This is a genomic window from Citrobacter sp. W9 (assembly GCF_026719375.1).
Classification (GTDB): Bacteria; Pseudomonadota; Gammaproteobacteria; order Enterobacterales; family Enterobacteriaceae; genus Citrobacter; species Citrobacter werkmanii.
The window spans coordinates 104761-119738 of sequence record NZ_JAPPTE010000011.1; the positions used below are offsets into that span (position 1 = coordinate 104761).

General features: G+C 53.2%; 12 protein-coding genes. 3 read left to right on the forward strand and 9 right to left on the reverse strand.

Features of this window, described 5'->3' with window-relative positions:
- Positions 1-19: 19 nt before the first annotated feature.
- Positions 20-949 (reverse strand): LysR family transcriptional regulator, encoded by a 930-nt coding sequence (locus tag OOJ59_RS16410; RefSeq protein ID WP_069324918.1) that lies wholly within the window; start codon positions 947-949, stop codon positions 20-22.
- 111 nt (positions 950-1060) lie between these two features.
- On the opposite strand from OOJ59_RS16410, the gene OOJ59_RS16415 reads away from it, so the two are divergent.
- A complete protein-coding gene (locus OOJ59_RS16415; RefSeq protein WP_038640673.1) occupies positions 1061-1678 on the forward strand; it encodes a glutathione S-transferase family protein in 618 nt (205 codons plus the stop codon).
- A 39-nt stretch (positions 1679-1717) separates the two neighbouring features.
- Entirely contained in the window at positions 1718-1945 is a 228-nt protein-coding gene (pptA, locus tag OOJ59_RS16420) for a tautomerase PptA (RefSeq protein ID WP_069324916.1), read from the forward strand.
- A gap of 38 nt (positions 1946-1983) precedes the next feature.
- Here the strand turns inward: pptA and OOJ59_RS16425 are convergent, their stop codons facing one another.
- Both OOJ59_RS16425 and OOJ59_RS16430 read right to left on the reverse strand, forming a co-directional pair.
- Entirely contained in the window at positions 1984-3960 is a 1977-nt protein-coding gene (locus OOJ59_RS16425) for an alkyl/aryl-sulfatase (RefSeq protein WP_199963890.1), read from the reverse strand.
- A 213-nt stretch (positions 3961-4173) separates the two neighbouring features.
- Positions 4174-4746: a flavin reductase family protein gene (locus OOJ59_RS16430; protein ID WP_121529063.1), complete on the reverse strand. Its 573-nt coding sequence runs from the start codon at positions 4744-4746 to the stop codon at positions 4174-4176.
- Between the two features lie 157 nt (positions 4747-4903).
- On the opposite strand from OOJ59_RS16430, the gene nhoA reads away from it, so the two are divergent.
- Positions 4904-5749 (forward strand): N-hydroxyarylamine O-acetyltransferase, encoded by an 846-nt coding sequence (gene nhoA, locus OOJ59_RS16435; protein ID WP_160956129.1) that lies wholly within the window; start codon positions 4904-4906, stop codon positions 5747-5749.
- A gap of 59 nt (positions 5750-5808) precedes the next feature.
- Here nhoA and OOJ59_RS16440 read toward each other — a convergent pair whose 3' ends face one another.
- The 6 genes from OOJ59_RS16440 to OOJ59_RS16465 form a co-directional block, all read right to left on the reverse strand.
- Positions 5809-6702 carry a PhzF family isomerase gene (locus tag OOJ59_RS16440; protein WP_160956130.1) on the reverse strand — a complete coding sequence of 298 codons (894 nt, stop codon included), beginning with the start codon at positions 6700-6702 and terminating at the stop codon, positions 5809-5811.
- A gap of 97 nt (positions 6703-6799) precedes the next feature.
- Complete coding sequence (gene narI / locus OOJ59_RS16445) at positions 6800-7480, reverse strand: respiratory nitrate reductase subunit gamma (protein WP_069324912.1); 681 nt, start codon at positions 7478-7480, stop codon at positions 6800-6802.
- Positions 7477-8172 carry a nitrate reductase molybdenum cofactor assembly chaperone gene (narW, locus tag OOJ59_RS16450; RefSeq protein WP_038640661.1) on the reverse strand — a complete coding sequence of 232 codons (696 nt, stop codon included), beginning with the start codon at positions 8170-8172 and terminating at the stop codon, positions 7477-7479. Before narW ends, narI begins: the two co-directional genes overlap by 4 nt.
- Complete coding sequence (gene narH, locus OOJ59_RS16455) at positions 8172-9716, reverse strand: nitrate reductase subunit beta (RefSeq protein ID WP_038640659.1); 1545 nt, start codon at positions 9714-9716, stop codon at positions 8172-8174. Before narH ends, narW begins: the two co-directional genes overlap by 1 nt.
- Complete coding sequence (locus OOJ59_RS16460) at positions 9713-13453, reverse strand: nitrate reductase subunit alpha (protein WP_087856597.1); 3741 nt, start codon at positions 13451-13453, stop codon at positions 9713-9715. Before OOJ59_RS16460 ends, narH begins: the two co-directional genes overlap by 4 nt.
- An 86-nt stretch (positions 13454-13539) precedes the next feature.
- The gene (locus OOJ59_RS16465) at positions 13540-14925 is read right to left on the reverse strand and encodes a NarK family nitrate/nitrite MFS transporter (protein ID WP_087856598.1); all 1386 of its coding nucleotides are present in this window, start codon (positions 14923-14925) and stop codon (positions 13540-13542) included.
- Positions 14926-14978 lie beyond the last annotated feature (53 nt).

The window sequence follows — 14978 nt, forward strand, 5'->3', positions numbered from 1 at the left end:
CAGTTGCGGAACTTCACTATTACTCATTTCGTAACAATCCCTGAAGCCGCGGTTTTTGTTGGCTAAAAAGTTCGCACAGCCAGTCAATGAATACCCGTACGCGAGGGGTGAGGTGACGCCTGTCGGGGTAAAGCACAGAAACCGGTTTTGATTCTCCAGCGTAATCGGCCAGCACCTCAACGAGCTGACCCGACTGGAGGTAGGGGGCCAGCACGGCATGAACACCACGTATGATGCCGAGTCCAGATAAACAGCCGGTCAGCAATATATCGGAGTTATCAACGCTTATCCGCCCGGTGGGCGTGAACGATAAAGTTTTACCTCCGCTAATGAAGGACCACTCCAGCGCTTCCCGGTGACGCTCGCTAAAAAAGTTAAGCGCCTGGTGTCGGGATAAATCCTCTGGCGTCTGTGGTACGCCATGTTGTTGCAAATAATCCGGTGACGCGCAGGTCACCATCTTTACTTCACCAAGTCGCCTGGATATCAGGGAAGAGTCTTGTAATTCGCCGATACGGATCATGCAGTCGATACCTTCGGCAAGCATATCGATTTTACGGTCGGTGGAGGTGAGTACCATCTCGATGTCAGGATATCGCGACTGGAAATCTTTCAGCGCAGGAACTAACACGGAATGCGCCAGCGACAGAGGGGCATTAACCCTGAGTTTTCCGCGTGGCGGGCGGGTTGGCGAGAAAGAGGCCATGATGTCATCAACGTCGCCAAGCAGTATTTTTGTGCGTTGGTAAAAAGCGTCACCTTCATCGGTCAGCGTCACTTTACGGGTTGTGCGGTTAAGTAACTTTGCCCCCAGTTCGTCTTCAAGATGCTGGATGGCTTTGGTCACTGCGGGGCGATGCAGGTGTAATACGTCTGCAGCTCTGGCAAATCCACCTTGCTCAACAACCTGTATAAAAATGGTCATATATTCAAACATACTGGAACGCATCGCTTATTTCTCCCGATATCCGATCATTGTTATTATGAGAGTAATAATCATGCCTGCATAGGTTATTGAATGCTGCTCTACACTTAGTGTTTTAACGTTGAGGGTTACAGCATGATTAAGGTCTATGGGGTGCCGGGCTGGGGATCGGCCATCAGTGAAGTGATGCTCACACTGGCGGAGATCCCTTACAGTTTTATTAATGTCGACGGTTTTGACAGCGATGGTCCTTCGCGGGAGTTGCTTAAGACAATGAATCCGCTATGCCAGGTGCCCACACTGGTACTGGAAAATGGCGAAGTCATGACGGAAACTGCGGCGATCGCCCTGATGATCCTCGATCGTTGTCCCGAGCTTTCGCCCTCCGTTGGGCGCAGCGAGCGTCAGCAGTTCCAGCGTCTGTTGATATGGCTGGTGGCAAATGTCTATCCCACATTTACCTATGCCGATTATCCTGAACGCTGGGTGCCGGATGCTCCGACGCAGTTGAAAAAAAATTGTATTGAGTACCGAAAATCTCTCTATATGTGGTTGAATGACCAGCTAAGCGCCGAGCCGTACGCTTTCGGAGAGCAGCTAACCTTGCTGGACGTCTATATTTGTGTGATGCGTAGCTGGGGGCCGGGACATGACTGGTTCCAGGACAACACGCCGAATATTAGCGCTATCGCTGATGCGGTTTGCCAGCACCCACGGCTACGTTCCGTGCTGAAAAACAATAAGATTATTTGAGAAAACACACTTTCTGACCAAAACAATAAGGAACCTGCTATGCCGCACGTTGATATTAAATGTTTTCCCCGCGATCTGAGCGACGAGCAAAAATCCGCGCTGGCGGCGGATATTACCGACGTCATTATTCGTCATTTGCAAAGCAAAGACAGCTCGGTAAGCGTGGCGCTGAATCAAGTTGAGCCAGAGGCGTGGCAGGGCGTGTGGGATGCGGAGATTAAGCCGCAGATGGCAACGTTAATTAAAAAACCTGGCTACAGCATGTGAGATAAAACGGGCGAATTTTCCGCCCGTTTTCAACAGGTTTACGGTGTAACGATGTTAAACCAGAATTCGAACTTATCCATATAGCCGAGCATAGCGTCAAGTTTAGCGCCGTCGCCGGTTATCTTCACATCGCCGCTGTCTTGCGCCTGTTTCAGCGTCACTTCCTTGAGGATGATTTTATTGAGCGTGTCGCGACTCAATGTGATGGTGGCGTCAGCCTCTTTTGCTTCGGCATTGGCGGTATGGTTTAGCACGCCATTTTCCAGTTCAAGCTTATATTTACCACCGTCGCTGCCAAGGTCGATGTTAAACACCGATTTGGCATCACCCGCTTTCTGCCCGTTAATATGTACCGCCAGATAGTCGAAGAACATTTCCGGCGTCATGGCGCGTACGGTATCCGGGCTGGCGGTGTTCGGGGTTGGGCCTTTAACCACACCATTACGCAGCTCTTGCGCGCCGGTCAGGTAGAAGTTGCGCCACGGACCGGATTCAGCCTGGTATCCTAGCTGTTCCAGCGCATCAGCTTCCAGGTTGCGCGCGGCCTGGTTATTGGGATCGGCAAACACCACTTTGCTCACCACCTGGGCCACCCAGCGATAGTTACCCTGGTCATAGTCGGCTTTCGCTTTCTGCAGAATGGCGTCCGCTCCGCCCATATAGTCGACGAATTTCTTCGCCGCTTCTTCCGGCGGCAGTTCATCCAGCGTTGCCGGGTTACCATCAAACCAGCCGAGATAGAGCACATAGGTCGCTTTCACATCATGACTGACGGAACCATAGTAACCGCGATTAGCCCAGGTATGCGCCAGTGAGTCCGGCAGTTTAAAGTTCGCGGCGATTTCATCGCGGGTCAGACCTTCGTTAGCCATACGCAGCGTCTGGTCGTTGATGTAACGATACAGATCTCGTTGGCTTTTCAACAGGTTCACGACTTTGTCATTACCCCAGGTTGGCCAGTGGTGCTGCGCCATCAGGATTTCTGCTTTATCTCCCCAGCGTACAATCGCTTCGTTAATGTATTTGGACCATGGCAACGGCTCACGAATTTTGGCCCCGCGCAGGGAGTAGGTGTTGTGCAGGGTGTGGGTGACGTCTTCAGCAGACTCAATCAGTTTCTTCTCTTCGATATACCACAACATTTCTGACGGCGCTTCGGAGCCTGGGGCCAACATGAAGTCATAGGTCAGGCCATCAATGACCTCTTTTTGCCCATCTTTTTCAATTATATTGGTTGGCGCAATCAGGGTGACGGTTCCCGCGGAGGTCGTGGTTCCCAGTCCGGCACCAACCTGACCTTTGGCATCAGGTTTTAGTAGATTGCCGTACATATAGCTCGCGCGACGGCTCATGACGTTACCGGCCATGATATTCTCAGCCACCGCCGCTTCCATAAAGCCGGCAGGTGCATAAATCTTCACTTTGCCCGCTTTAACGTCTGCTTCATCAACAACGCCGCGTACGCCGCCGTAATGGTCAACGTGGCTGTGCGTATAAATCACCGCGACAACGGGTTTTTGACCGCGGTTTTTAAAGTAAAGATCCATCCCGACTTTGGCCGTTTCTGCTGATACCAGCGGGTCAACAACGGTGACGCCTTCTTTACCTTCAATGATCGTCATGTTGGACAGATCGAGGTTACGGATCTGGTAAACGCCTTCCGTCACTTCAAACAGTCCGCTGATGTTGATCAACTGGGACTGACGCCACAGGCTCGGATTTACCGTATCCGGGGCTTTATCGCCTTCTTTAATGAACGCATATTGTTGCGGATTCCAGATGACATTTCCTTGCTCACCTTTGATCACATCCTGAGGAATAGGGGCGATGAAGCCTTTATGAGCATCGGTAAAGTCGGTGTTATCGGAGAAGGGCAGTTGATTGAAAAGCGCATTGTTCGCTTGTTGCGTGGAAGCGGTTGCGTCCTTTGGCGCTTCAGCGGCAATCAGGGGAGCAGAGGCAGAGGTGAGTAACCCGGCAAGGATAAAACTTTGTGCGATTCTATTCAGTTGCATCGTAAAACCTCTCTGACACTTTATAAGTACAGTTGGGGGATGCTGCTTTGACTGATTGGATTTGGAATAGATATTTGAGTTAGAGCAAGTTTAACTATAATTCACGCAAATGATTCAGCAAGGAAGGACAGCGATTCATCCGACTGGTTTTTCAGAAGTTTTAAGAAGACGGTGAGGGATGAAAAGCATGAGCCGCCATTCGTTAGCAGACAATTATTCACCTGCGGTAATGCGTCTCCCTATGGAGACAAACGTTCCGGCCCCAAGGTGATGCAGGGTAGTGAGCTTGTCATCATCAAACTGCCATCGCCCTTCCACGAAGGCTCTCTCATCAGCGGCCGCCGAGACCACTTCCCCAAACAGGGTGTCATACTTTTCCTGCGCCGCCGTTGCAGGCAGTAGACGGCATTCCATCCAGGCCAGGCATTTTGCTTCTATCAGCGGTAAACCCAACACCGGTCCTTGCACCACAGGAATGCCGTAGCAGTTGAATTTATCTTCCACGCGACCGGAAACGCTGCCAACGGCCCAGGTCCAGTTGGCGGCGGCAACCCCCGGAATAACGATGCCAAACATGCCGCTGCGTTCAATCAGTTCCCGCGACCAGGCGGTTTTATCAACCACAATTGCGATACGTGGTGGTTCAAACTCAACGGGCATTGACCACGCAGCAGCCATCACATTCCGCCGCTCTGTATGATCGTCCCGACTGGTAATTAAAATGGTAGGGCCGTGATTTAGCAGTCGACTGGCATGTTTTAGTTCGAGAGGACGAAAATGGCTCATGGATGCTCCTTGGCTGAGAGATAACACACCACAATTAACTTAGATATTAACGGTATTAGCGATTTTGTCGCCTCGTGAGGAAGAACAACGCACAAAATCGACAGCGTAAAATTAAAAATGCGTTATAAGTACAACATTACACAAACAGGAAGCTGGTATGACGCCTTTTTCAAACGCTTATTTTGCCCGTATTGGCTGGTCAGGTTCGGCCAACGTCAACATTGAAACCCTGCGAGCGCTGCATTTACTGCACAACAGCGCCATTCCTTTTGAAAATCTCGATGTACTGCTGCCACGCGAAATGCAACTCGACGACGCATCGCTGGAAGAGAAACTGGTGACGGCGCGTCGCGGCGGTTATTGTTTTGAGCAAAATGGGTTATTTGAGCGGGCGCTCCGCGAAATCGGTTTTACCGTTCGCAGTTTACTTGGACGTGTGGTACTGGCGAATCCGTCAAGCCTACCGCCACGCACGCATCGTCTGCTGCTGGTTGAGCTGCAGGGAGAGCAGTGGATCGCTGACGTCGGATTCGGTGGGCAAACGCTGACAGCGCCGATTCGTCTGCAGGCAGATGTTGCACAGCACACACCACACGGAGAGTATCGTCTGATTCAGGAAGGTGAAGACTGGATTTTGCAGTTCCTTCATCACGAACACTGGCAATCAATGTACCGTTTTGACCTGGTTATGCAGCATCAGAGCGATTATCTGATGGGCAACTTCTGGTCGGCGCATTGGCCGCAGTCGCATTTTCGTCACCATCTGCTGATGTGCCGTCATCTGCCAGACGGCGGTAAATTTACGTTAACCAATTTTCATTTTACCCATTATCAGGATGGCCATGCGGTAGAGCAGATTAATCTGCCTGACGTCGCCAGCCTGTACGCCTTATTGCAGGCGCGGTTTGGATTGGGCGTGGATGATGTGAAGCATGGATTTACTGAAGAAGAATTGGCGACGGTAATGGCGGCGTTTGATACGCACCCGGAAGCGGGGAAATAACACCATCGGGAATAGTGCCGGATGCGGCGTAATCGCCATATCCGGCCCACAGGTATAGATTAAAAATCTATCGCCCATTCGGCATGAAACAGGATCACCGCCGAACCGGTAATGGTGACTTTTTCCGGCTGGTTATCACGAATAGCGACCTTCACATCAACTATACCGTCACGACCCAGCGCGCGGCCCTGATGCCCCAGAACACGTAACGTTTTGCCATCATGCGCCATCAGTCGGTGATGAACCAGCCACGCGCCCATCGGCCCGTTGGCATTGCCGGTGACTGGATCTTCCACAATACCAATTGCGGGTGAAAACATGCGTCCATCGGTGGCGTTTTCGCCCTTACGGATTTGAAAAGGGAAGAAACCGTTACAGCCAATTTGTTGGCTGATGGTCGCCAGAGCCTGCAAATCTGGGGAAAGGGCGTCCAGGTCTACCTCAGGCTTTAGCGGAATCATCACTTTCGAATGGCCGGTGGTGGCAACCTGGATCGGCAGCCCTGGCAGCATATCGTCTTCGCTCAGATGCAGGGCGTGGATAATTGCAGCGCGAACCGCGCCTTGCAGCGGAGGTTCAAATCCAGGTGTTCCTTGCTCAAGGCTAATGCGATAGTCATTCCCTACAGTTTCAACATCCACCCGATGGCGCCCGGCCAGCGAGGTTTGCCAGACGGTCGTGTTGCTCAGACCCAGTACCTTGGCCCGCACGTAGTGCGCGGCGACGGTAGCATGTCCACAGATGGGAACTTCGACCGTCGGCGTGAAATAGCGGATGTGTACATCGCTGTCGTTGCTGGTCAGCAGGAATGCAGTTTCCGAATGACGCAGCTCGCGGGCAATGAGCTGCATCTGCGCTTCGCTCAGTCCGTCAGCATGCAGCACCACGCCCGCTGAATTGCCGCGAAAGGGGACCGAGGTAAAGGCATCGACGTGGTAAACCTGTGGTTTCATTAGCGTTCTCCCTGGAATGGAGAAGCATCATAGCGTACAAAAAGCGGGATAGCGATGCAGACCTGGTGGCGCTTAGGCCACCAGGCATCAGAGTCAATTAGCGGCGCGAGCGCACAATTTGATAGCGGCGGGTGAAGTACTCAAACGGCGCACTCCACACGTGTACAAGACGTGTGAATGGAAACAGTAGGAATATCGTCATGCCTAACACCAGATGGGCACGGAATATCGGCGCCACGCCATCCAGATGCGCAGATGCGCCCCCCTGGAAAGTCACCACCGACTGCGCCCAACCGACCAGTTTCAGCATTTCACTACCGTCAGGGTGTTGTGCGGAGAACGGAATAGTGGTTAAGCCGAGAATGCATTGAACCAGCAGAATGCACAGGATCAGAATATCAGCGGTGGATGATGTTGCGCGAATGCGTGGATTAGTCAGGCGCCGCACCAGCAACCCCGCGCCCCCAATCAGCGTTAACACGCCGCAGACACCGCCAAGAATCATTGCCATTTGCTGTTTCACCGCAATCGGCAGGAACCAGGCATACATCCAGTGCGGGGTCAGCATGCCAAACAGGTGACCGAAAAAAATCCCCAGAATGCCGATATGGAACAAGTTTGACCATAACACCATACCGCGTTTGTCCAGCATTTGACTGGAAGAGGCGCGCCAGGTGTATTGCCCGTAGTCGTAACGCAACCAACTGCCGAGGATAAACACCGTGCCGCACAAATACGGGTAGATATCGTAAAAGAAGACGTTCAGATACTGTATCATTTCGGACCTCCCGCGCTGACGTCGACATACTGCGGCGCCACGTCCTGGCTAAAGCGTCGTTGATAGTTTTGTAACGGTGAACTGTCACAAGCGGTGGCGTTATCTTCGATAAATTTCACCTGTTCCTCTTCCCAGACCGCATCCAGGGCCTGACGGGTATCATCACGTGTTTCTGCGCCAACCTGCCTGGTGACACTGTCACTTGAAAGGGGGCTACCGGCAAGCAGCAGCAGGGCGTCAAACAACTGATACCACGGCGTATCGCGCTGTTTTAAGCGACCGCCAAGCAGTGCCAGAATGGGGGCGACATTCTGTAAACCTTCTTTGGCCTGGGCCTCCGGCAGCACGCTTAAATACTCCAGATACAACGGTAGATGATCCGGCAACTCGCGGCAGTTAAGCTGGAGCCCGACCTTTTCGTACTGCGCCAGCAGATCAACCATCGCCTGGCCGCGATCACGCGACTCGGCATGGACATGTTCGAACAACAGCAGTGAGGTGGCGCGCCCCCGATCAAACACCTCGCACCATTCGGCTTGCTTATCCAGTAATGGCGCATTGAGCAGTGCCTGGCTAAATTCGATAAGCATTGGGGCATCGCTGGACACGAGCGCCAGCGCGTCGTCTTTACACTCCCACAGCAGTTCGTCCGGATATTCCATCAGCAGTCCGATAACCTTGAGGATTTGCATTATTCACCCTCCGCTTTATCGCGCACTTCGGTAATGTCGATGGCATCAATACGGCTGCTGTTAAACAGGTTGAACTTGGTATCCGAACCGTGACAGCCGTCGCCAAAGGTGAAACCACAACCGTTTTTCTCCGGGAAAGCGTCGCGCGCCATTTCACGGTGGCTGGTCGGGATCACGAAGCGGTCTTCATAGTTGGCGATAGCCAGATAGCGATACATCTCCTCTACCTGCTCAACGGTCAGACCGACTTCCTCAATGGCGCGGGTATCCGTCACGCCTTCGACGGTTTGTGAGCGCATATAGTGGCGCATCGCCATCATGCGTTTGAGCGCGCGTAGTACCGGGGCGGTATCGCCAGCGCTTAGCATATTGGCGAGGTACTGTACCGGGATACGCAGTGATTCCACCGCCGGTAAAATATTGCCATTGTGCGGCAGGCCACCGGCATCAGCGACCGACTGAATCGGTGACAACGGCGGCACATACCAGACCATCGGCAGGGTGCGATACTCAGGATGTAACGGCAGCGCCAGCTTCCAGTCCATTGCCATTTTGTAGACCGGCGAACGTTGGGCGGCGTCGATAACATTCTGTGGAATGCCTTGTTTTAACGCCTCTTCGATGACCGCCGGATCGTGCGGATTAAGGAACACATCGCACTGACGCTCATACAGGTCGGTCTCATGCTCGGTACTGGCCGCTTCCTCGATGCGGTCGGCGTCGTACAGCAATACACCGAGATAACGGATACGCCCAACGCAGGTTTCCGAACATACCGTCGGCTGGCCGGACTCAATACGCGGGTAACAGAAAATGCACTTCTCTGACTTACCGCTCTTCCAGTTAAAATAGATTTTCTTGTATGGACAACCGCTGATACACAAACGCCAACCGCGGCATTTGTCCTGATCAATCAGCACAATGCCGTCTTCCTCACGCTTATAGATGGCACCACTCGGGCAGGTGGCGACACAGCTCGGGTTCAGACAGTGTTCACAGAGTCGCGGTAAATACATCATGAAGGTGTTTTCGAACTGACCGTACATCTCCTTCTGCATTTTCTCGAAGTTTCGGTCACGGGCGCGTTTTGAGAACTCGCCGCCGAGCAGCTCTTCCCAGTTGGGGCCCCAGATAATCTTGTCCATCCGTTTACCGTCGATCAAAGAACGTGGACGCGCAGTCGGCTGGTTTTTGCCTTCCGGTGCGCTATGCAGATGCTGATAATCGTAGGTAAACGGTTCATAGTAATCATCGATTTGCGGGATCACCGGGTTGGCGAATATTTTGGTAATCACCCCCATCTTGCCGCCCAGACGCGGTCTTATCTTGCCGTTGACATCGCGAACCCAGCCGCCTTGCCACTCTTCCTGATCTTCCCAGTTTTTCGGATAACCAATGCCTGGTTTGGTCTCGACGTTGTTAAACCATGCATATTCCATCCCTTCGCGCCCGGTCCAGACGTTTTTACAGGTGACGGAGCAGGTGTGGCAGCCGATACACTTGTCAAGATTAAGAACCATGCCTACCTGTGAGCGTATTTTCATTTTTTCGCCTCCTGTACCTGATCGCGACCTTCATCATCCAGCCAGTTAATATTTTTCATTTTTCTAATCATGATGAACTCATCGCGGTTAGAGCCGACCGTACCGTAATAGTTAAAGCTGTACGCCAACTGCGCATAGCCACCGATCATATGCGTCGGTTTCGGGCAGACGCGGGTGACCGAGTTATGGATCCCGCCACGCATCCCGGTGACTTCTGAGCCGGGAATGTTCATGATTCGTTCCTGAGCGTGATACATCATGGTCATTCCCGGTGGCACGCGCTGACTCACTACCGCACGGGCGGTAAGCGCGCCATTGGCGTTAAAGGCTTCGATCCAGTCGTTATCTTCAATACCCAACTCTTTGGCATCGGTCTCGCTGATCCAGACGATGGGGCCGCCGCGCGACAGCGTCAGCATCAGCAGGTTTTCGCTGTAGGTGGAGTGGATCCCCCATTTCTGATGCGGCGTCAGGAAATTGAGCGCTTTTTCCGGGAAACCGTTAGGCGGAACGTCGCGCATTTCGCTAACGCTGCGGGTGTCGATAGGCGGACGGTAGGCCACCAGGCTTTCACCAAATGCACGCATCCACGCGTGATCCTGATACAACTGCTGGCGACCGGACAGGGTGCGCCATGGGATCAGCTCGTGGACGTTGGTATAGCCTGCGTTATAGGAGACATGTTCGCTTTCAAGACCGGACCAGGTAGGGCTGGAGATAATTTTGCGCGGCTGCGCCTGAATATCGCGAAAACGGATCTTCTCATCTTCTTTGTTCAACGCCAGATGCGTATGGTCGCGTCCGGTCATGGCGCCCAGCGCTTCCCAGGCTTTGACCGCCACCTGACCGTTGGTTTCCGGCGCCAGGGCGAGGATCACCTCCGACGCATCCAGTGCGGTGTCGATCAGCGGGCGACCTTTCGCCGGACCTTCGCGTTTGGTGTAGTTCAGTTTGCCGAGGAAATCGACCTCGGTCTGGGTATTCCAGGAGATACCTTTGCCACCATTTCCGAGTTTGTCCATTAGCGGGCCGAGCGAGGTAAAACGCTCGTAGGTGGCAGGGTAGTCACGCTCCACGACGGCGATATTAGGCGCAGTTTTTCCTGGAACAAGATCGCATTCGCCTTTACGCCAGTCGAGGATGTCAAACGGCTGCGCCAGTTCTGCTGGTGAGTCGTGTTGCAGTGGTTGCAGGACGACATCGGTTTCTTGCCCAAGGTGCCCGACACAGACTTCCGAAAACACTTTGGCGATGCCTTTATAGATTTCCCAGTCGCTCTTCGATTCCCACGCCGGATCGACCGCCGCCGACAGCGGGTGAATAAACGGATGCATATCCGAGGTGTTCATATCATCTTTTTCGTACCAGGTGGCGGTCGGCAGAACGATATCGGAGAATAGACAGGTACTGGACATACGGAAATCGAGCGTGACCAGCAGATCAAGCTTGCCTTCAATCGCCGCAGCCTGCCATTCCACCTCTTCAGGTTTAATGCCCTCGCTTGAACCGAGCGCTTCTCCCTGGATCCCGCTTTCGGTACCCAGCAAATATTTGAGCATGTATTCATGCCCTTTACCGGAGGAGCCGAGCAGGTTAGAGCGCCAGACAAAGAGGTTGCGCGGATGGTTGTGGCCGCTGTCCGGCTGCTCGCAGGCAAAACGGATATCACCCGATTTCAGCGCTTGTGCGGTGTATTCAACAGGAGACAAGCCAGCCTGTTCAGCCTTCGCTTTCACGGTCAATGGGTTGAGGTTAAGCTGCGGGGCGGACGGCAGCCAGCCCATTCTTTCGGCGCGTACGTTAAAGTCGATTAAATGCCCGCTAAATTTCGACGCGTCGGCCAGCGGAGAGAGGAGCTCCTGCGCGGTAAGTTTTTCATAACGCCACTGGCTGGAGTGGTTGTAGAAAAACGAAGTGCTGTTCATCTGACGCGGCGGGCGGTTCCAGTCCAGCGCAAACGCCAGCGGTAACCAGCCGGTTTGCGGACGCAGTTTCTCCTGACCCACATAGTGCGCCCAGCCACCGCCGCTTTGCCCCACGCAGCCACAGAACACCAGCATGTTAATCATGCCACGGTAGTTCATGTCCATGTGATACCAGTGATTAACGCCAGCCCCGAGGATGATCATCGACCGGCCATGAGTTTTGTGTGCCGTATCGGCAAACTCCCTGGCGATTTGTTCGATATGACGGCGTGGCACACCGGTGATTTGTTCTCCCCAGGCCGGGGTGTAGGCTTTCACTTCGCTGTAATCTTGCGCGCTATGAACGTCATCCAGACCACGATCGAGACCGTAATTCGCCAGTACCAGATCATAAACGCTCACTACCGGACAACTGCGGCCATCGGCGAGGCTGAGGCGTTTTACCGGAAGTTGCCGTACCAGCACAGGTTCTTGTTTGACGCTGCGAAAATGCGGGTTTTCGTTGCCGCCAAAGTAGGGGAATGCTACCCCAGCCACGTCATCATGCTGACCCAGCAACGAGAGGGAAAGTTCTGTTTCTACCCCTGCGGCCAACGACTCGAGGTTCCATTTTCCCGTCTCACCCCAGCGAAAGCCGATGGAGCCGTTCGGCACGACCAGCTCACCGTCGCTGTTAAAGGCCACGGTTTTCCACTCCGGATTGTTGTTTTCGCCCAGACCGTCAACAAGGTCTGAAGCGCGCATCATACGTCCAGGCACGTAGCTGCCGTCTTCACGCGCATCCAGCAGAACCAGCATTGGCATATCGGTATAGCGGCGGCAGTAATTGAGAAAGTAGTCGCTGGGCCTGTCGAGGTGGAACTCTTTCAGGATGACGTGGCCCATGGCCATCGCCAGCGCGCTGTCGGTGCCTTGTTTTGGTGCCAGCCACTGGTCGCACAGTTTGGCGACTTCCGAGTAGTCTGGCGTAATGGCAATGGTTTTAGTGCCTTTGTAGCGCACTTCGGTAAAAAAGTGCGCGTCAGGCGTACGGGTCTGTGGGACGTTAGAACCCCAGGCAATAATATAACTGGAGTTATACCAGTCGGCGGATTCAGGAACGTCGGTCTGTTCGCCCCAGGTCATTGGCGACGCAGGCGGTAAGTCGCAATACCAGTCATAAAAGCTCAGGCAGGTGCCGCCAAGAAGGGAAAGATAACGCGTGCCTGCGGCATAGGAGACCATCGACATTGCCGGAATAGGTGAAAATCCGGCCACGCGATCCGGGCCGTAGGTCTTTACCGTCCAGACGTTGGCGGCGGCAATCAACTGATTAAGTTCTTTCCAGCTAGAACGGATAAAACCACCGCGACCGCGTACCTGCTTGTAGCTCTGGCATTTTTGCGGGTCGTTCATAATCGATTCCCAGGCCAGCACCGGGTCGGACTGGCGGGTCAGGGCGTCGCGCCACAGTTCGATCAAACGTTTACGCACTAACGGATATTTCAGGCGGTTGGCGCTGTAAAGATACCAGGAGTAGCTGGCGCCGCGCGGACAGCCGCGGGGTTCATGATTTGGCAGGTCAGGGCGGGTGCGCGGGTAGTCAGTTTGCTGCGTTTCCCAGGTCACCAGTCCGTTTTTGACGTAGATTTTCCAGCTACATGAGCCGGTACAGTTCACGCCGTGGGTAGAGCGCACAATTTTATCGAACTGCCAGCGTTGACGATAACTGTCTTCCCAGTCCCGATTGGTGTGCATCACTTGCCCATGCCCCTCGGCAAACGTATCGCCCTTTTGTTTAAAGTAGCGAAAGCGATCTAACAGTTTACTCATGACATAACTCCTGCTTCGATAATATTGCCGACGATGAATCGCACACCAGGCCTGCCTGAATGTCCGATCCAGCGGTATCCATTTCGTTATTTTTTTTGTGATTTACGGCCATAGACCAGCCAGGTCACCAGCACACAGACGATGTAAAACACCAAAAATATTTTCATAGCCCCCACCGGAGAGCCGGTTAGCGCCAGGGATGAACCAAACGCTTTGGGGATGAAGAAGCCGCCCACAGCGCCAATGGCTGAGATGAATCCAAGCGCGGCGGCGGTGTCGGTTACCGCTTCACGCTGGGCCTGTTCCTCTGTACCACCGCGCAGTTTCACCCGGTAAATCGTGATTTTGCGAAAGATCACCGCAATCATCTGGAAGGTCGACCCGCTTCCCAGACCCGCGGTCAGGAACAGCCCCATAAACACCAGATAGAAGGCGACAAAGTTTCCTTCGCCGGACCCCGGCAGAGTAAGAAACAGCAGGGCGCTGAACAGTGCCATAAAGATGAAGTTAATTAACGTGACGCGTACACCGCCGAACTTGTCAGAGATGACGCCGCCCGCCGATCGCGCAAGCGCGCCGATGAAGGGGCCGAAGAACGCCAGTTGCAGAATATCCACGTCAGGAAATTGCGTTTTCGCCAGCATGGCAAAGCCCGCCGAAAAACCGATAAATGACCCGAAAGTTGCAAGATACAGCAGGCTTAACAGCCACAAGTGAAAACGCTTGAGGACCGGTAACTGGGAAGCAATAGAAGCCTTCGAACTGGCAATATCATTCATTCCCATACCTGCCGCCAGGGTGGCTATTAGCAGAAGTGGAACCCAAATCCATGCGGCATTGGCCAGCGACAATAACGAGCCATCAGCTTGCGGTACGCCCTGGACGCCCAAAAAGGTAAATATGGGCAGAAAAATCACCAGCGGCGCGATCAACTGCATCACGCTGACGCCGAGGTTGCCAAGACCGCCGTTAACGCCCAGCGCGCTGCCTTGCTTTGCTTTGGGGAAGAAAAAACTAATATTGCCCATGCTGGAGGCAAAGTTAGCGCCAGCAAAACCGCACATCAGCGCAATAATAATAAATACTCCAAACGGAGTAGCGGTATTTTGCACGGCAAATCCCAGCCAGACGCAGGGAATAACCAGAATAATCGTGCTAAAAATGGTCCAACGGCGACCGCCAAATATAGGTACCATAAAGGAGTAGGGAACGCGCAATATTGCACCAGAAAGGGAGGGTAATGCCGTTAATAAAAACAGTTGATCGGTGGTGAAATTAAAACCAATTTTATTCAGATTGACGGCTACGGCGCTAAACAGCATCCAGACGCAGAAGGCAAGCAAAAGGCAACTTACTGATATCAAAAGATTTCTACGGGCAATGTGCTTGCCTTTGTTTTCCCAAAAGGCAGGGTTTTCTGGTTTCCAGTCAGTCAAAAGATAACGATTATTTTTCTCATTTGATGATGACATATTATTCTCCATGCACATGCCGTTCATGAAAAAGAAATAAACGCATGCAGGCC